This is a genomic window from Halobacterium salinarum DSM 3754, assembly GCF_008124605.1.
Lineage (GTDB): Archaea > Halobacteriota > Halobacteria > Halobacteriales > Halobacteriaceae > Halobacterium > Halobacterium salinarum.
Window position 1 is genome coordinate 757,754 of the sequence record NZ_VRYN01000001.1, and the last position, 15,759, is coordinate 773,512.

The 15,759-nt window shown below is 69.0% G+C and carries 21 protein-coding genes; 8 read left to right on the plus strand and 13 right to left on the minus strand.

What is annotated here, in order from left to right; translation table 11 throughout:
• Positions 1-5: 5 nt before the first annotated feature.
• The 4 genes from APQ99_RS03975 to APQ99_RS03990 form a co-directional block, all read right to left on the minus strand.
• Positions 6-965, minus strand: a complete 960-nt coding sequence (locus tag APQ99_RS03975) for a hypothetical protein (protein WP_136361664.1) — start codon at positions 963-965, stop codon at positions 6-8.
• Positions 966-1,035: 70 nt separating this feature from the next.
• On the minus strand, positions 1,036-1,593 hold the full coding sequence (locus APQ99_RS03980) for a magnesium transporter (RefSeq protein WP_136360923.1): 558 nt from the start codon (positions 1,591-1,593) through the stop codon (positions 1,036-1,038).
• Entirely contained in the window at positions 1,594-2,166 is a 573-nt protein-coding gene (locus tag APQ99_RS03985; RefSeq protein WP_010903837.1) for a magnesium transporter, read from the minus strand.
• Between the two features lie 49 nt (positions 2,167-2,215).
• Entirely contained in the window at positions 2,216-3,598 is a 1,383-nt protein-coding gene (locus APQ99_RS03990) for a signal recognition particle protein Srp54 (RefSeq protein ID WP_136360924.1), read from the minus strand.
• A 121-nt stretch (positions 3,599-3,719) separates the two neighbouring features.
• Here APQ99_RS03990 and APQ99_RS03995 point away from each other — a divergent pair, with 121 nt between their 5' ends.
• Positions 3,720-4,148, plus strand: coding sequence for a hypothetical protein (locus APQ99_RS03995; protein WP_010903839.1), 429 nt, complete (start codon positions 3,720-3,722; stop codon positions 4,146-4,148).
• Here the strand turns inward: APQ99_RS03995 and ftsY are convergent.
• The 5 genes from ftsY to APQ99_RS04020 form a co-directional block, all read right to left on the minus strand.
• A complete protein-coding gene (gene ftsY, locus APQ99_RS04000) occupies positions 4,145-5,266 on the minus strand; it encodes a signal recognition particle-docking protein FtsY (RefSeq protein ID WP_136360925.1) in 1,122 nt (373 codons plus the stop codon). The two genes, APQ99_RS03995 and ftsY, sit on opposite strands and share 4 nt — an antisense overlap.
• 7 nt (positions 5,267-5,273) lie before the next feature.
• Complete coding sequence (gene pfdA / locus APQ99_RS04005; protein WP_010903841.1) at positions 5,274-5,738, minus strand: prefoldin subunit alpha; 465 nt, start codon at positions 5,736-5,738, stop codon at positions 5,274-5,276.
• A 142-nt stretch (positions 5,739-5,880) separates the two neighbouring features.
• Entirely contained in the window at positions 5,881-6,543 is a 663-nt protein-coding gene (locus APQ99_RS04010) for a translation initiation factor IF-6 (RefSeq protein WP_010903842.1), read from the minus strand.
• Positions 6,544-6,548: 5 nt separating this feature from the next.
• Positions 6,549-6,827: a 50S ribosomal protein L31e gene (locus APQ99_RS04015; protein WP_010903843.1), complete on the minus strand. Its 279-nt coding sequence runs from the start codon at positions 6,825-6,827 to the stop codon at positions 6,549-6,551.
• Positions 6,827-6,979: a 50S ribosomal protein L39e gene (locus APQ99_RS04020; protein WP_010903844.1), complete on the minus strand. Its 153-nt coding sequence runs from the start codon at positions 6,977-6,979 to the stop codon at positions 6,827-6,829. The genes APQ99_RS04015 and APQ99_RS04020 overlap by 1 nt, the downstream gene beginning before the upstream one ends.
• Before the next feature lie 135 nt (positions 6,980-7,114).
• Here APQ99_RS04020 and APQ99_RS04025 point away from each other — a divergent pair, with 135 nt between their 5' ends.
• The 4 genes from APQ99_RS04025 to APQ99_RS04040 all read left to right on the plus strand — a co-directional run bounded on the left by APQ99_RS04025 (position 7,115) and on the right by APQ99_RS04040 (position 10,010).
• Positions 7,115-7,906, plus strand: a complete 792-nt coding sequence (locus APQ99_RS04025; RefSeq protein WP_010903845.1) for a tetratricopeptide repeat protein — start codon at positions 7,115-7,117, stop codon at positions 7,904-7,906.
• Complete coding sequence (locus APQ99_RS04030) at positions 7,903-8,211, plus strand: DUF424 domain-containing protein (protein ID WP_010903846.1); 309 nt, start codon at positions 7,903-7,905, stop codon at positions 8,209-8,211. The genes APQ99_RS04025 and APQ99_RS04030 overlap by 4 nt, the downstream gene beginning before the upstream one ends.
• 69 nt (positions 8,212-8,280) lie before the next feature.
• Positions 8,281-9,528 (plus strand): aminotransferase class V-fold PLP-dependent enzyme, encoded by a 1,248-nt coding sequence (locus tag APQ99_RS04035; protein ID WP_136360926.1) that lies wholly within the window; start codon positions 8,281-8,283, stop codon positions 9,526-9,528.
• Positions 9,529-9,581: 53 nt separating this feature from the next.
• The gene (locus APQ99_RS04040; RefSeq protein WP_010903848.1) at positions 9,582-10,010 is read left to right on the plus strand and encodes an iron-sulfur cluster assembly scaffold protein; all 429 of its coding nucleotides are present in this window, start codon (positions 9,582-9,584) and stop codon (positions 10,008-10,010) included.
• A 13-nt stretch (positions 10,011-10,023) separates the two neighbouring features.
• On the opposite strand, the gene radA is transcribed toward APQ99_RS04040, so the two are convergent.
• Positions 10,024-11,055 carry a DNA repair and recombination protein RadA gene (radA, locus tag APQ99_RS04045; RefSeq protein ID WP_012289511.1) on the minus strand — a complete coding sequence of 344 codons (1,032 nt, stop codon included), beginning with the start codon at positions 11,053-11,055 and terminating at the stop codon, positions 10,024-10,026.
• Positions 11,056-11,182: 127 nt separating this feature from the next.
• On the opposite strand from radA, the gene APQ99_RS04050 reads away from it, so the two are divergent.
• Together APQ99_RS04050 and APQ99_RS04055 are read left to right on the plus strand one after the other, a co-directional pair.
• Positions 11,183-12,286: a 60S ribosomal export protein NMD3 gene (locus tag APQ99_RS04050; RefSeq protein ID WP_136360927.1), complete on the plus strand. Its 1,104-nt coding sequence runs from the start codon at positions 11,183-11,185 to the stop codon at positions 12,284-12,286.
• Positions 12,279-13,319, plus strand: a complete 1,041-nt coding sequence (locus APQ99_RS04055) for a class I SAM-dependent methyltransferase (protein ID WP_136360928.1) — start codon at positions 12,279-12,281, stop codon at positions 13,317-13,319. The genes APQ99_RS04050 and APQ99_RS04055 overlap by 8 nt, the downstream gene beginning before the upstream one ends.
• On the opposite strand, the gene APQ99_RS04060 is transcribed toward APQ99_RS04055, so the two are convergent.
• Positions 13,316-13,552 carry a hypothetical protein gene (locus APQ99_RS04060; protein ID WP_136360929.1) on the minus strand — a complete coding sequence of 79 codons (237 nt, stop codon included), beginning with the start codon at positions 13,550-13,552 and terminating at the stop codon, positions 13,316-13,318. The two genes, APQ99_RS04055 and APQ99_RS04060, sit on opposite strands and share 4 nt — an antisense overlap.
• Before the next feature lie 14 nt (positions 13,553-13,566).
• On the opposite strand from APQ99_RS04060, the gene APQ99_RS12510 reads away from it, so the two are divergent.
• A complete protein-coding gene (locus APQ99_RS12510) occupies positions 13,567-13,707 on the plus strand; it encodes a hypothetical protein (protein ID WP_157849924.1) in 141 nt (46 codons plus the stop codon).
• Here the strand turns inward: APQ99_RS12510 and APQ99_RS04065 are convergent, their stop codons facing one another.
• The gene (locus APQ99_RS04065; protein WP_136360930.1) at positions 13,708-15,501 is read right to left on the minus strand and encodes a helicase C-terminal domain-containing protein; all 1,794 of its coding nucleotides are present in this window, start codon (positions 15,499-15,501) and stop codon (positions 13,708-13,710) included.
• A gap of 31 nt (positions 15,502-15,532) precedes the next feature.
• Positions 15,533-15,733: a DUF7561 family protein gene (locus tag APQ99_RS04070; RefSeq protein ID WP_136360931.1), complete on the minus strand. Its 201-nt coding sequence runs from the start codon at positions 15,731-15,733 to the stop codon at positions 15,533-15,535.
• Positions 15,734-15,759: the final 26 nt, after the last annotated feature.

Consider the following 15,759-nt stretch of genomic DNA (forward strand, 5'->3'; position numbering starts at 1 on the left):
CGCGGTCACACGAGCAACACGGCGATCGCGGCCGAGATGAACACCACTTTTGCGGCGATGTTGACGGCGATGACCTTCGACCCGAAGCGCGCCCCCCAGATGCCGTACTGGAACGGGATCGAGCGCTTGAACGTCGACACCGCGAACGACACGATCCCCCCGACGAGCATCGTGGCGACCGCCTCGCCCGCGGTGAACTCCCCGGGGACGTGTGGCGCGATGAAGATCGCGCCGGTCGTGGTGTCGACGGCGAACGTCGCGACCGCCGGCACCGCGACCCCGGGCAGCCCGAGCACCGACGTGAGCGGCTCCGCGGCGGCCGTGAACGCGGTCACGTCGTAGGTCTCGGTGAGGAAGACGACCGCCGCGTACACCACCGCCAACCGGGGCACGAGGGTTTTCAGCTTCCCACCGGTCTTCGTGAGCGCGCCGGCGACGGTCTCCCGCGTCGACTCGTCGGCGGCGTCCTCACCCGGCATCGTCACCCCGGCGTCCGACGCCGACGCGACGTCGTCCTCGGACAACACCACCGCACCCGCGAGCACGCCCGCGGCCGTGATCCCGAGGCTCACGGCGGCGCGCGCGCCGACGTACATCAGCCCCAGGCGGAGCCCCAGAATCGGGAGCAACACCGGCGCGTAGAACGTGAAGATGTGTTGCACGAAGCCGAAGAACGTGTTGATGGTGATGGCGACGAGCGTCGCCCGATCGCTGAGCACGCCGGCGTCCCGGTACTCCTTGAGCATGCCGTAGCCCGCCGTCGGGGACGCGGTCGTGGCCAGGATCGCGGTGCCGACCTCGTCGGGCAGGTTCGCGGGACCGGTCAGCGGCGTGGCGAACCGCGCAACGTAATCAACCGCGCCGAACGCCACGGCGAGGTTCGCCAGTGTCAGTCCCACCGCGATCGCGGCAGCCACGCCCACCACTCGGGGTGCGACCGCCCACAGCAGCGCCACCAGTTGCACGCCGCCCGCTTCGTGACTCGTGGAGTTACTGGTGTCGGTTTCGGCGACGCACGCCACCTGCTGACGGCGCTCACACGAGCACCTCGACCGCGCCGAACAACACGACCACACCCAGCACGTCACAGGTGTTCGTGACCACTGGAATCACCACGTCGTCGGGGTCCAGTTCGAACCGGTAGGCGGCGTACGTCGCCAGCAGCGTGACCGCGACCGCAAGCACCGCAAGCGACGCGCCCGCCACCGCCGCCACGGCGATGACAACGTCCACCGGGAGGCGAACGCTGCCGGTGGCCGCTGCCACCCCCCACGCGCCAGCGCCCACCACGGGGAACACCGTGATCGCCAGCATCACGGTCGCAACGACGTTCCCCGCCAGGTCGTCGTCGCCGGGATCGAACGACAGCGTCCCCAAGTGGAACGCCGTCGACAGCCGGGACGCCAGAATGCTCCCGAGGTTCCCCGCCGTTCCGATCGTCACCGGCACCAACACCAGCAGCGACGGATACTGCAGCAGCGTCGCCTCAAACGTTCCGAGCACGAGCCCGCTGCCGACCTCCACGACCGTCAGCGCGAGCAGGATCGGGAGGCTGGCACGCGTGATCGCCCGCACCGACCACGTCCGGGGCACTCACACACCCCCCACGATCAGCCGCACCGCAAGCACTAGGAACGCCAACCCGAACAGGTCCCCGGTGGTCGTCACCAGCGGCCCGACCAGCGTGTCCGGGTTGTAGCCGCGCCGATACCCCGCGAACACGACCGCTACCACCGCGCCCGTGAGCGCCACGCCGGACAACAACCCCGCGACGAGCGCGACCCCGACCAGCGTCGCCAGCCCAGCCACCGGCCGCCCAAGCGCCGTCAGCACGCCGAACGCGACGGCGGCCGCGAACCCGCTCGCAAGCAGGCCGTTCCCCATCGCTGCCCCGACGGCCGCCCGCAGTCGCCGGTCCCCGGCGGCGACGTGTGGCTCGATTATGCCCTGGTGGAGGCCGGTGGCCAGGCGCGCGCCGAACGACGCGTACACGTTCCCCCGTGTCGCCAGCAACGCCGGCACCACCACAAGCAGCCCGTCGACGGCCTCCAGTTGCGCACGCATCCCGCCCAGGACCGCGCCCGCAAACAGCCCGCCCAGGACGCTTGCCGCCAGCGCTGGCGCGGCCTCACGGTAGGCGGTGGCAGCCACGCGCCGAACGCTCATACTCCCCGAATCGAGGCCCGCGCGTATAAAAACCCGGACGCACGCCGCCTCAGAACATGCCGCCGAACCCGCCACCGCCGCCACCGCCCTGCTGTTGCATCTTCGACATCATGCGCTGCATGTCCCCGTCACCCATGCCCTGGAACTGCTGCATCGTCTGCGCCATCATCTTATGCTGGTCGAGCAGCTCCCGAACGCGGTCCTCGGGCTGCCCGGACCCGCGCGCGATGCGGCGGATCTGTGACGCCCCCACCGAGCGCGGGTCGGCCATCTCCGCCTCGGTCATCGAATCCATGATGACCTCGAAGCCCCGCATGCGCTCCTGGGTGACGTCCATCGCGTCGTCGGGGAGCTCGTCCATCAACCCACCCCCCATGCCGGGGATCATGTCCATCACCTGATCCAGTGGCCCCATGTTGTCCATCGCCTGCATCTGCTTTTGCATGTCGTGGAGGGTGAACTCCCCCTTCATGAGGTCCTCGGGGTCCCAGTCCTCGTCGTCGTCCTGGGTTTCCTCCATCGCGCGCTCCACGCGCTCGGTGAGCTGCTTGAGATCCCCCATCCCCAGCAACCGCGAGATGAACGAATCCGGCTCGAAGCGCTCGATGTCCTGGACGGTCTCCCCGGAGCCCAGGAACGCGATGGTGGAGTCGGTCTCGTTCACGGCCGTCAGCGACCCGCCGCCCTTCGCGGTTCCGTCGAGCTTCGTGATCGCAACCCCGTCGATGCCGACCGACGCGTCGAACTGCCGGGCCTGCTGTTTGGCGCCCTGCCCGATCGCGGCGTCCAACACCAGCAGGCTCCGGTCCGGCTCGACGACGCCCTCGATCTCCTCGATCTCCGCGATGAGGTCGTCCTCCAGCGCGTGGCGGCCCGCCGTGTCCACGATATGCACGTCGGCGTCCGCCGTCGCTGCAAGCCCGTCGCGGGCGATCTGCACGGGATCGTCGCTGTCCGGCTCCCCGTAGAAATCGACCTCCGCGCGGTCGGCCATCTCCGCGGCCTGCTCGTAGGCCCCCGGCCGGAACGTGTCCGTCTGCACGATCGCCGGCCGCAGCCCCTTCTTCGAGAACCACCACGCCATCTTCGCGGCCGTGGTCGTCTTCCCCGACCCCTGCAGGCCCGCCAGCATGATCGTCTGCTCCTCCAGGGGGATCGGCGTCGAATCACCCACGAGCCCGACGAGTTCCTCGTAGACGATGCGCAACACGTGATCGCGGGCGCTCGTTCCGCCCGGCGGCTCCTCCTCAAGCGACCGCTCCGTGATCGACTCGGAGAGATCCATCACGAGGTCCACGTCGACGTCGGCCTGCAGCAAGGAGCGCTGAATCTCCTTGACGACCTTGTCGACGTCCTCCTCGGAGATGCGGGACTTCCCGCGGAGCGTGTCCAGGGTGCCCCGCAGCGAGCTCCCAAGGTCGTCGAGTACCATGATTGGTCGCGACTACGCGACCGCCCCCTAAGAGCCTTGTTCCACGCAGCGCCACCGCGTATGGCAGCTGGCACCCTCGACTAGGGGAACGCTCAACCCGCCGGCGGGCGTATGGGCGTGCATGCCACCCGTCTACGCCACCCGCGCGCTCGTTGCCGTGCTCTGTGAGCTCGCGGCCGACGCCGACCCCGACTCGGTGTCCGTCCGCCTCGCAGCGACGCCCGCCCGGGATCTCGACGCCGGCGACGAGACACACACCCTCGACCCCGACACACCAGTGCTGTCGGACTTCTATTTCCCCAGCGCCGGCGACGCGCTCACCAGCGTGTTCGGCGTCGACCTCGCCGCCCCCGCCGGCCAGACCGCCGGCCGGTTCGTCTCACACCCCAAGGGCGACCACACTGTCACCCTCGCCGACGACCTCCACGCGCAGCTCCTCGTTGGGGTTCCACCATGGGAGCCCGGCGAAGTCCGCGCCCACAACCGCCACGGCACGCGCCGGGAGTTCGTCGTCGTGGACGCCGACCCGCCGGCCGCCGACGCGCCCTAATCGTCGGACGCAGCCAGCAGGTCGTCGACGAGCGCGTCCGGATCGAACGGCTCCAAGTCCTCGTACGCCTGTCCAGTTCCCAAAAAGAGGATCGGCTTCCCGGTGACGTGGGACACGGAGATCGCGGCCCCGCCCTGGCTGTCCGCGTCCGCCATCGTCAGGATCGTGCCGTCGACCGCCGACGCCTCGTCGAACTCGCGGGCGCGATTCACGGCGTCCTGGCCCGCGACCGCCTCGTCGACGAACACCGTGACGTCCGGATCGACGACCCGGTCGAGCTTCTCCAGTTGACTCATCAAGTCGTCGGAGGTGTGCAGCCGGCCCGCGGTGTCACCCAACACGACGTCCACGTCGTTGGCGTCCGCGTACTCCACGGCGTCGTAGACGACCGCCGTCGGATCGCCGCCCTGCTCGTGGGTGATGCATTTCACGCCGAGCGCCTCGGCGTGTTCCTCGATCTGCTGGTTCGCCCCCGCACGGTAGGTGTCGCCGTTCGCCAGCACCGACGAGAACCCCTCCGATTCGAGGTACCGCGCCAGCTTCGCGATCGTCGTGGTCTTGCCCACGCCGTTGACGCCCGTGAACACGATCGTCACCGGCTTCGATGCGGACTCGATTTCGTCCACGAGATCGAACTGCCCCACGTCGATCACCGACAACAGCGCCTCACGCAGCGCGTCCTCGATGAGCGTGTCCGTCGACTCGGTGAACTTCCGCTCCTCGCCGACGAGATCCCCCCGGATCTGATCCAGGATCTCCTCCACGACGCTCATCTCCACGTCGCTCTCCAGGAGCGCGAACTCCAGTTCGCGAAGCGGCGCCTCCAGATCCGCCTCGTCGATGACGACGCGGCCGCGAGCCATCGACGCCGCCCGGCTCACGAACCCGGCCGACGACTCCTCGTCGTCGGCGTCGGGCTGCTCGCCCGCCGGCTCAGTCGCCGGTGCCGCGGCATCCGCGGTCGCCGGCGCGTCTTCGGGAGCGCTGTCCGCGGCGGCTGCCTCCGTGTCCGCCGCCTCGTCGTCCGGCTGGTCGGCAAGCTCTTCGGCGTTCTCCTCGGCGACCTCCTCGGCGTCCTCCCGAAAATTCGAGAGTTTGTCCTTCAACCCGTCGAACATGCTGACCTTACTGCTCGCCGTCCTGGGGCTGCTGTTGGGCCTGCATCTGCTGTTGCATCATCTGCTGTTGGGCTTGCTGGGCCTGCTGTTCGAGCTGCTCGGCCTCCTCGCTGAGGTCAGCGATCTCGGCCTGCACGTCGTCGATGCGGCCGTCGATGGTGGCCTTCTTCTCGTCGAGCACGCTCGCCGCGGCGTCGCTGTCCTGCTCCGCGGCGTACCCGCCGCCGAGGCTCACAACGACCTCGTCCATGTCCTTGACCTCGGCACGAACGTACGCGTCGCCGCCCAGCGGCACCTGCACGGTCGCGCCCGTCTCCAGCACGTCGAGGGCCTCTTTGGCCTCCTCGATCTCCGTTTGCTCCTGGCGCAGCGACGCCACGTCGGCTTCGAGCTCCTCGACCTCCTCCTCGATTGCTTGAATCTCCTGGGACAACTGCTGTAGCTGCTGTTGACCGCCGCCTCCAAGACTCATGTCACTCACTGCGGCAGCAAGGGGGAAGTATCTTCCCTTCCCAGCCACGCCGCTGAGCGAGCACCGCAGCCACGAAAAAGCCGTCAATCGGGCGTCTGGCCTCCCGCGTGGAGGACCGCACAGGTGGGCAACGAAGGCGTTCTTACTCGATGTAGCCGAGCGTGTCCTCGATCCGGCCGATCTCCGGCCCCGTCGTGTCGTCACCGACGAGGTAGCCGTCGTCGGCCGCCACGAGCCCGGAGCCGACCAGCGGCGCCCCGTAGTTCACGGTGCCGACGTCGGCGTACACGCCCAGCGTCTCCTCGATGCGCTCCAGCTCCGCGTCCGTCGCCTTCGGATGACAGAGCACGCCGTCAGTGGTCGCGACGGCGGCCGTGCCCACGGTGTCGACGCCCGCGAGCTGGCCCCGCGTCGCCGACACGTCGAGGGTCTCCTCGACGGCCGCGACGGCGTCGTCCGAGAGCCCGCTGTGGACGTACGCGCCGTCGTCGTTGGCGACAACGACGTTCCCGGCGGCGTTGACCGCGCCGGGAAGCTCGCCGACGGTGACGCCGGCGGCCTCGATGCGGTCGCGCTCCCGCTCCCGGATCCGGTTGCTCACAAGCAGCCCGCTGCTGTTCCCCGCTGCCAGCGACCCGACAGTCGAGGACCCGCCGACGGTGGTCTGTACGGCGGGCACACCCAGCTCGTCGGCGATCGAGTCGACGAAGTCGTCGTCGAGGTCCGGGCGAACGAGCACACAGCTCTCGGTGGCGCGAGCGAATACGCCGATGTACGCGGACCCACGGAACGCAGCGCGTAGCAAGCTTGTCAGCCTTCGTAGTCGGCTTCCACGACTGTCTCGCCGTCCTCGGCGAAGCTCCCAGCGTGCACACGGAGCTTCCGGGGCGGGTTGTTGTTGCCCTCGCTCCAGACGGCGTCGTTGATCGAGGGGTCCAGGCGGACCGCGTCCTCGTCGACGGCGAACTGCTTTGCGAGGTGCTGGCGGATGATGTTCATCGCTTCGCCGGCGCGCTCGTGACTCGGCACCTTCGTCACGTCACGCAGCGGCACCGTTACGAAGCGGTCATCGAATTCGCTGGCGCTCATTATTCGTCGGTGTCGTTACGCCGCCAGTTGCGGCGCTTCGGGTTGCGCTGGACGTCTCGGTTCGTCTTCATCATGACCCACGCGGGGACGCGGCTGTTCTGGCGCTCCAGTTTGGCCAGCCGCTTTTTCGAGGCCTTCGACTTCTTACCCATAGTGGACGCGAGTACCACCGCCGTCGTTAAAACGTTGTTCTTCTGTCGGTGCGCTCGGCCGGCGTCGCGCAGGCGGCTCACACGCACGCGGCCGGGTGCGGAGGCCTTAACCCCGCGGCTCGCCAACCACGCCGTATGACAGACCGCAGCGAGGACGCCGACGGCGAGCCCGCGCCCGAAGACGCCGCCGGGCTCGACGACGACGCCCTCGATCACGAGTTCTCCGAGGGCGCGGGCTTCGACGACCCCTACGCGGGCTTCGACCTCGACCCGCCGGAACTGGACGTCGACCCCGACACGGTCGACCCCGTGGACAGCCGCGTGGTCGCGGACACCCTCGACGAGCGCACCCTCGACAACGACGCCGTCGACGCCGACGAACTCATCGACGTCGGGTTGAGCTACATGGGCATCAACCGCAACGAGCAGGCCGTCGACACCTTCGAGCGCGCCGCCCAGTACACCGACGACGACAACCGCGAACAGGAGGCCTGGGTGAACAAGGGTATTGCGCACGGCGAACTCGAGGAGTGGGACGCCGCCGTCGGCGCACACCGGGAGGCGCTGTTCGTCGCCGACGACGGGGACTTCGAGGCGGCCGCCCACACCAACCTGGCGTACGCGCTCTGGGAGTTCGGCGAGGACGAACAGGCCTACGAGCACGCCGAGGAGGCGGTCCGCGTGGACAAGCGCCTGCCACAGGCGTGGTACAACCTGGGGTTCATCGAGAACGAGCGCGACCGCCCCGAGCAGGCGCTCGACGCCCTGGACAACGCGATCCGCCTGGGCTTCCAGCAGGCCGACGTCTACGAGGAGAAAACCCGCGCGCTCGAGGCACTCGGCCGCGACGAGGAGGCCGCGAAGGTCGCCGAGCAGGCCGACGAGATCCGCAGCCAGCAGGAACGCGAACTCGTCGACGAGCGATGACCACTCCGTCGCCGTTGGTGATGCGGGAGCGACACACCGACCGGGGGCTGCTGGTTGCGGCCTGCGACCGTGACGTGCTCGGGGAGACCTACGACAACGGCGGCACCGAGTTCACCGTCACCGAGTCCTTCTACGACGGCGAGGCCGCCGACGCAGACGCCGTCCGGGCGGCGCTGGCTCGCGCCACCATCGGGAACGTGGTCGGTGACACCGCCGTCGGCATCGCCATCGACGCGGGACACGTCGAGGCTGCCAACGTGCTCGAACTGGAGGGCACGGTCCACGCCCAGTTCATGCAGTTCTGAGCACCCCAGTCGCGGCCGGATTTCGGCCCACCGAAGAACAGTAGTGGCCCGGCTCCCTACACCGTTTCAATGGAAGCCACCGAACAGGGCCCGATAGACGTCGAGGCCGTGCGCGCCGACTTCCCGATCCTCGAACGGGAGGTCGCGGGCGGCGAGGATCTCGTCTACCTCGACAACGCCGCCACCTCACACACCCCTGAGCCAGTCGTCGACGCCATCGCGGACTACTACCGCCGGTACAACTCGAACGTCCACCGCGGCCTCCACGAACTCAGTCAGGAGGCGTCCGTCGCCTACGAGGACGCCCACGACAAACTCGCCGCGTTCGTCGGCGGCGAGGACCGCGAGGAGATGGTGTTCACCAAAAACACCACCGAAGCCGAGAACCTCGTGGCGTTCGCGTGGGGACTGAACGAGCTCGGCCCCGGCGACGAGGTCGTGCTCACGCAGATGGAGCACCACGCCAGCCTCGTGACCTGGCAGCAGGTCGCCGATGAAACCGGCGCCGAGGTGAAATACATCCCCATCACCGACGACGGCTACCTCGACATGGACGCCGCCGCGGACATGATCACCGACGACACCGCCCTCGTGAACGCCGTCCACATCTCGAACACTCTGGGCACGGTCAATCCCGTGGGCGAGCTCGCGGACATCGCCCACGACCACGGCGCCTACATCTTCGTCGACGGCGCGCAGGCCGCGCCGACCCGCGCTGTCGACGTCCAGGAGATCGACGCCGACTTCTACGCGTTCTCCGGACACAAGATGCTCGGCCCGACGGGCATCGGCTGCCTCTACGGCAAGCGCCACCTGCTCGCGGAGATGGAGCCGTTCCTCTACGGCGGCGACATGATCGAGCGCGTCTCCTACGAGGACGCCACGTGGAACGACCCGCCCTGGAAGTTCGAAGCCGGGACCCCGGTCATCGCCCAGGGCATCGCGCTCGCCGAAGCCGTCGACTACCTCCAGGACATCGGCATGGACGCCATCCGAGCCCACGAGGAGGCGCTCACCGAGTACGCCTACGACCAACTCACGATGACCGACGACGTCGACGTGTACGGCCCGCCGGGCGACGACCGCGGCGCGGTCGTGTCGTTCAACGTCGACGGCATCCACGCCCACGATCTGTCCTCGATCCTGAACGACTACGGCGTGGCGATCCGTGCCGGCGACCACTGCACGCAGCCGCTGCACGACACCCTCGGCGTCCCAGCGTCGGCCCGCGCGTCGTTCTACCTCTACAACACCCGCGACGAGGTCGACGCCCTGGTTGCGGCGGTCGACGAAGCCCGCCAGATCTTCGCGCCCTGATCGGTCAGCGCCACGGAACGTTTTTACGCCGTTCTGCCCTACCAGCAAGCAATATGAGCATGGGTTCGGACATGTACCGACAGCAGATCCTGGATCACTACCGCAACCCCCGCAACCAGGGCGAGCTCCCCGAGCCGTCGTTCACCCACGAAGGATACAACCCCTCGTGTGGGGACGAACTCGAATTCGACGTTGCCCTCGACGACGACGGCGAAACGATCGCTCACGTGGCGTTCCGCGGCGACGGCTGCGCGATCAGTCAGGCCTCCGCCAGCATGCTCTCGGAGGAACTCCCGGGCATGACGCTCGCGGAGGTCGACGCCCTCGACCGGGATGACATCCTGGACATGCTCGGCGTCGAGGTGACGCCGATGCGCATCAAGTGTGCGGTGCTCTCGGAGAAGGTCGTCCAGGACGGCGCGGAGATCTACACGGGCGACGGCGACGAGGCCGACCGGACGACCACCGAAGACGACGCCTGAGACCGCGGGCCGCTTATTCGGGCTTCAGGCCCTCGTCCTGTACCCGCATCACGGCTTCGCCGTCCGCGAGGTTCGGCGCGTCGACGAGCTTCACGATGCGCTTGTCGTTTTTCGACTTCCGGAGATACATCCGGAACGTCGACTTGTGCCCGAGGATGTTGCCCCCGATGGGTTTCGTGGGGTCGCCGAAGAACGCGTCCGGGTTCGACTGCACCTGGTTGGTGACCAGCACCGCGGCGTTGTAGAGGTTCCCGACTTTTTCGAGGTCGTGGAGGTGTTTGTTGAGCTTCTGCTGTCGGTCCGCGAGCTCGCCGCGGCCGACGTACTCGGCGCGGAAATGCGCGGTCAGCGAGTCGACGGTGAGCATCCGCACCGGCCAGTCGCCGTCCTCGTGTTCGCTGGCGATCTCCTTGGCCTTCTCCGCCAGCAGCATCTGGTGGTTGGAGTTGAAGCCTTTCGCGACGTGGATCTTGTCCAGGAACGCGTCCACGAGCTCCGTGAGGGTGTCCTCGTCGTCGGTGCTGCCCTCGATCTCGTGGGCCTCCATCGCCGCTTGGAGTGTTTCGTCGGAGAGGCCACGCACCATGTCGTCGATGCGCTCGGGGCGGAAGGTGTCCTCGGAGTCGATGAACACCGCGCGGCCGTGGAGGCCGCCGTATTCGGTCGGGAGCTGGACGTTCACCGCGAGCTGGTGGGTGACCTGGGATTTCCCCGCGCCGAACTCGCCGTACACTTCGGTGATCGACTGGGTTTCGACGCCGCCCCCCAGGAGGTCGTCGACTTCGGGGATGTTCCAGGTGAGCTTCCCGATCTGCTCTCGGCGCTCCAAGACGGTCGCGCCGGTCTCGAAGCCGCCCACGTCGGCGGCCTCGCGTGCGGCCTGGATGACGTCCGCAGCGGTGCTTTCGCCGATGTCGGCGGTGTTCGAGAGTTCGGCGCTGTTCGCGACTGCGAGGCTCTGGAACGCGTCAAAGCCGTTGTCGCGGAGCTTCTCTGCGGTTGCCGGGCCGACGCCGGGCAGCTCTTCGAGATCGGATTCAGGCATGTATCTCCTGGTTGTGCCGCCCCACGCATAAAGTCTCGTATACAGCACACTGAAAGTGAAACTGGTCGCCGCACTCGGCCGCCGCCGTGACGGGGTACTTAACAGCCTGCGAGCGCTATCCCGGCCCATGACCGACGCAGGCAGCAGTTTCTGCCCCGAGTGCGGCGACCCCGTTGACTCGGCCGGCGGTGACGGGGCGACGCGCCGCGAGCAGTCGCTGTGCGACTCCTGCTACTTCGCGGCGTTCGATCTCGTGGACGCCCCCGACACCATCGAGGTGATGGTGTGTGCCCGCTGTGGGGCCGTCCACCGCGGGAACCGCTGGGTGGACATCGGCGCCGACGACTACGTCGACGTCGCCGTCGCGGAGACGACCGAGGCGCTCGGCGTCCACCTTGAGGCCGAGGACGTCGACTGGGAGGTCCGCCCGGAGAAACTCGACGACAACACCGTCCGGATGCACGCGACGTTCACCGGCGTCGTGCGGGACACCCACCGCACCGAGCAGGTCGCCGTCACGGTGAAAGTGAGCCGCCAGACCTGCCAGCGCTGCGGCCGCATCGCCGGGGAGTCCTATGCCTCGACGGTGCAGGTGCGGGCGGTCGGCCGGGACCCCACAAGCGAGGAGACCGACCGCGCCGCCGAGCTCGCCCACCGCATCGTCGCCGACATGGAGGCCACCGGCGACCGGGAGGCGTTCGTCACCGAGATCGGCGACGCCGAATCCGGCACCGACATCAAACTCTCCACGACCAAGATCGGGCTGAAACTCGCCCGCAAGCTCGTCGAGGAGTTCGGCGGCGACTTCGAGGACCACGAGACGCTCATCACCGAGGACGACGACGGCAACGAGGTCTACCGCGTCACCTACGCCGTCCGGCTGCCCGAGTTCGTTCCCGGGGATGTCGTGGACATCGCCGCCGACGACGGCGGCCCGGTGCTCGTGCAGTCCAACCACGGCAACCTCAAGGGCGTTCGCGTGACCACGGGCGAACCCTACGAGGCGAGCTTCGAGGACGGCGACAGCCCGGACGCCCGCAAACTGGGCGCCGTCGCGGACGCCACCGAGGCGACGGTCGTCACCGTCGAAGACGACGCGGCCATCCAGATCCTCGACCCCGACACCTACGAGGCCCAGACCGTGGCCCGCCCCGACTACGTCGACCCCGACGCGTCGACGGTCCCGGCGCTCAAATCCCGCGCGGGCCTCCACGTCCTCCCCGATGCGTAGCCTCGCCGTCGTCGTCCCGAAACCCGACAGCCAGACCGCCATCGACGGGCTGGAGGACGAAGGCGTCTACGACGACCGCCGGAAAGTCCGAGAACACGACGCCGACCACGTCGAACTCCCGGTCACCGCGGAGCCCGACGCGGTTCCGTTTGAGCGCGCCATCGCCCAAGCAGACCCCGATCCTCGCGCCCCCGACCTCGGCGACCGCCTGCGCGAGCGCGGCTGGTCGGCCGCCGAGCGCGAGCGCGCCCCCTCGTCGTGGGCGGTCCTCGGCAGCGTGATCCTGGCGGACTTCACCGACTGCCCCCGGCCCGGTGAGGTCGGGGCCGCGCTGCTGGAGCTCCACCGCGAAGCCGACACCGTCCTCGACCGCGGCGACGGCGTCGCCGGCGAACACCGGACCCCGGACGTCTCGGTCGTCGCCGGGGACGGCGACACCGAAACCGTCCACGTCGAGCACGGCACTCGGTACGCGCTGGATCTCGCTGCTGTCATGTTCTCGCCGGGGAACAAGGCCGAACGCGCACGCATGGGCGACGCCACCGGCCCCGGCGAGCGCGTGCTGGACATGTTCGCGGGCGTCGGCTACTTCGCGCTCCCGATGGCCCGCGCCGGCGCGACCGTCACCGCCGTCGAGAAAAACCCCACCGCGTTCCGCTTCCTGGCGGAGAACGCCCAACTCAACGACGTCGCCGAGACGCTCGACACCATTCTCGGGGACTGCCGCGAGGTCGACGCGCCCGCCGACCGGATCGTCATGGGGTATTACGACGCGCTCGGCGGCGGTCCCGTCGGCGACGCCGCGTCCACCCCCGGCTATCTGGACGCGGCCCTCGACAACCTCGTTTCCGGCGGCGTCCTCCACGCCCACAGCGCGGTTCCGGAGGCGGAACTCTGGGAGCGCCCGCTCTCGCGGCTCCGCGCCGGCTGCCAGCGCGCCGGCCGCCCCGCCCCCACGGTGTTGGACACGCGGCGCGTCAAATCACACAGCGAAGGCGTCTTCCACGTCGCCATCGACGCCCGCGTTCCCTAGTCGCCGTCGTTTCTCGGAACCACACGCCCGTGGTACGCGAGGTGTGCGCCCGCCAGCAGCGACGCCACCCCGAGCCCCCGCACCCGCCACGCCGTCGTCGGCCCGGGCGTGAACTCCGCGTCCAGGCCGACGTCGTAGGCTGTCGCCGCCCAGTCGAGCAGCCGGTTCGCGCCGAACAGGTGCAGCAACCCGGACGCGAGCAGTCCAACACCGAGCAGTCGTGTTCGGAGCACACCGCCGCGTTCACGTGGCTCCGACGAAAGCCCACCGGTACGCCTACCCGTCGCCGGCAACAGGTGTGTGCATGGACCGCAACCAGTACCGCGCGATCGTCCTCACGATCCTGCTGCTCGGGTCGTCGGTCGCGTACGCCGTCTCGCTGCTCTGATCACTCGGTGTTCCAGACGTCCGCGACCGGCGATCCCTCGCTGTCCCGGTCGTCGCGGCTCGCCGCCCGATCGGGCTGTGTCTCGCCGGTCGACCCGCGGCCACCGGTGTCCGTTGAACGGGTGGCGGCCTCGACCTGCTCGACGCCGGCAGTCGTCTCCCCCAGCGCGGCCGCCGGGTCCGGCTCGGCGAGGTCGGGCGTCGTCATCGCGTCCACCTGCGCCGCGAACCACGGCGGCATGTCCCCACGGGCGCGCTCGAAGACGTCCAGAACGCTCGAATCCGCGATGTAGGTCGCGCCGTAGTCGTCGGGCGCACGCACCACCCGGCCGCAGGCCTGAATGATCGTCTGCAGCGCCGTCCGGTAGTACCACGCCCACTGGCCGTCCGCGAGACGGGCGGCCACCCGGGAGTCGTTCGTGTTCAGAAACGGCGCCTTGCACAGCACCTGCCAGCGCCCCAGGTCGTGGGCCAGATCCAGGGCTTCCTCCATTTTCACGGCGACGAACACCTCGGGGTCGTCGCTTGCCTTCCAGCGCTCCAGTTCGGCATCCCGGGTGTCGGCGTCGTGGGTGCGCACACGGTCGCCGACACCGGCGTCCGCGAGACGCGCCGCCAGGTTCTCCGCGATGTCGTAGCTGTGGGCGTGAACGATGCCCTTCTCGTCGGGATGGGTCGCCATCACGCGGACGACGGTGTCCGCCAGCTTCGGCAGCGTCTGCGCGCGGTTCTCGTAGGTCATCTTCCCCTGGGTCACGTCGTACAGCGGCCGGTTCGCCACGGGGAACGTGTGCTCGACGTCGACCAGCGCGACGGTCGACGGATCGAGACCGACGCTCCGACAGAACGCCGCCTTGTTCAGGATCGTCGCCGACAGCAACGCGTGCTTGTTCGCGCGGTCCCAGACCGTGTGCGACAGATACCGCTCGGGGTCCATGGGTTTGATCGTGACCCCCTCCTCGTCGGCGTCGACCACCCACGTCGTCGCCGATTCGGGGTCCCGGTAGTCCTCGATGAACCAGTCCAACTCGGCGATGAGCTCCTGCAAGCGGTCCCGGCGCGCCACCGCCTCCGTGGTGAGCTCGTCCTGCCCGAGCAGCTCGTCTTTCACGCCCTCACAGACCCCCTGGAGGTGGTCGGCGAAATCAGCCGTCCGCTCGGGGTCGCCGTCGAGGCCGCTCGGAACCCGGACGTCCTGCCAGACGGGCACCCGCTGCTCGTCGAGGTCGATAGTCGCGTACATCTCCGCCCACTCGGCGAGCCCATGGGCTTCGTCGATGACACACACGTCGCGCTTCCGGAACACCTCCGACCCGGCGGTGCGCATGAAGTACGCCAGCGTCATCGCGGCGAACGCCCGCGAGGACGCGATGGCGCGGTCCGCGAAGTACGGACACCGGTGTTTCACCGCGCAGTCGTAGCCGCGCTCGCGGGCGCACGGCGCGCGGTCCACGGGCGTCGCCTCCTCGCCGGGGAGGATGCACGTGTAGTTCGACTTCCCCCGGATGAGCTTGAACTCCTCCAGCAGGTCGTCGGCGGCCACGTCGTCGAGCTGGCTCACCTGCGGCGTGGTGTAGTAGGCCCCCACGGCGTCGCTGGGGTCGGCGTCGGCGGCCCGCCGCGCACACCCCATGATGGCCCGCGCGAGCAGGCTCTTGCCGCTGCCAGTGGGTGCCCGCACCAACACCACGTCGTTGCCGGCGTCGAACGCCGCCTGGATGTCCGCCAGCGCCTGCCGCTGGGCGCCCCGGAACTCCGGCGCGGGGAACTCCTCGACGACGCGACCCGGTTGCACGCACGACGCGAGGGCTGCCGCGCGGAAAACCTCATCCCTTCAGCGCCTCCACGTCGGCGGCCGTCGGCGCGTCGGGCAGCGCCTCGATACAGTCGAAACACAGGAAGTGCTCCGTGCCGTCGTCGAACTCCAGCGTCATCCCGCCCGTGCGGACCGGCTCGCTCGCCCAGATGTTCGCGATGCCGCCGGCCAGCCGCACGTCGTCGCCGCAGGCGTCACAGGCCTCGCTCATACGCTGCCTTCGCGTGCCGGAGGGAT

Excerpts from the sequence above, each read along its gene's own strand:
- APQ99_RS03985 (WP_010903837.1), bottom strand. The coding sequence starts at position 2,166 with ATGAGCGTTCGGCGCGTGGCTGCCACCGCCTACCGTGAGGCCGCGCCA.
- APQ99_RS03990 (WP_136360924.1), bottom strand. The coding sequence starts at position 3,598 with ATGGTACTCGACGACCTTGGGAGCTCGCTGCGGGGCACCCTGGACACG.
- APQ99_RS03995 (WP_010903839.1), top strand. The coding sequence starts at position 3,720 with ATGCCACCCGTCTACGCCACCCGCGCGCTCGTTGCCGTGCTCTGTGAG.
- ftsY (WP_136360925.1), bottom strand. The coding sequence starts at position 5,266 with ATGTTCGACGGGTTGAAGGACAAACTCTCGAATTTTCGGGAGGACGCC.
- pfdA (WP_010903841.1), bottom strand. The coding sequence starts at position 5,738 with ATGAGTCTTGGAGGCGGCGGTCAACAGCAGCTACAGCAGTTGTCCCAG.
- APQ99_RS04015 (WP_010903843.1), bottom strand. The coding sequence starts at position 6,827 with ATGAGCGCCAGCGAATTCGATGACCGCTTCGTAACGGTGCCGCTGCGT.
- APQ99_RS04020 (WP_010903844.1), bottom strand. The coding sequence starts at position 6,979 with ATGGGTAAGAAGTCGAAGGCCTCGAAAAAGCGGCTGGCCAAACTGGAG.
- APQ99_RS04025 (WP_010903845.1), top strand. The coding sequence starts at position 7,115 with ATGACAGACCGCAGCGAGGACGCCGACGGCGAGCCCGCGCCCGAAGAC.
- APQ99_RS04030 (WP_010903846.1), top strand. The coding sequence starts at position 7,903 with ATGACCACTCCGTCGCCGTTGGTGATGCGGGAGCGACACACCGACCGG.
- APQ99_RS04035 (WP_136360926.1), top strand. The coding sequence starts at position 8,281 with ATGGAAGCCACCGAACAGGGCCCGATAGACGTCGAGGCCGTGCGCGCC.
- APQ99_RS04040 (WP_010903848.1), top strand. The coding sequence starts at position 9,582 with ATGAGCATGGGTTCGGACATGTACCGACAGCAGATCCTGGATCACTAC.
- radA (WP_012289511.1), bottom strand. The coding sequence starts at position 11,055 with ATGCCTGAATCCGATCTCGAAGAGCTGCCCGGCGTCGGCCCGGCAACC.
- APQ99_RS04050 (WP_136360927.1), top strand. The coding sequence starts at position 11,183 with ATGACCGACGCAGGCAGCAGTTTCTGCCCCGAGTGCGGCGACCCCGTT.
- APQ99_RS04055 (WP_136360928.1), top strand. The coding sequence starts at position 12,279 with ATGCGTAGCCTCGCCGTCGTCGTCCCGAAACCCGACAGCCAGACCGCC.
- APQ99_RS04070 (WP_136360931.1), bottom strand. The coding sequence starts at position 15,733 with ATGAGCGAGGCCTGTGACGCCTGCGGCGACGACGTGCGGCTGGCCGGC.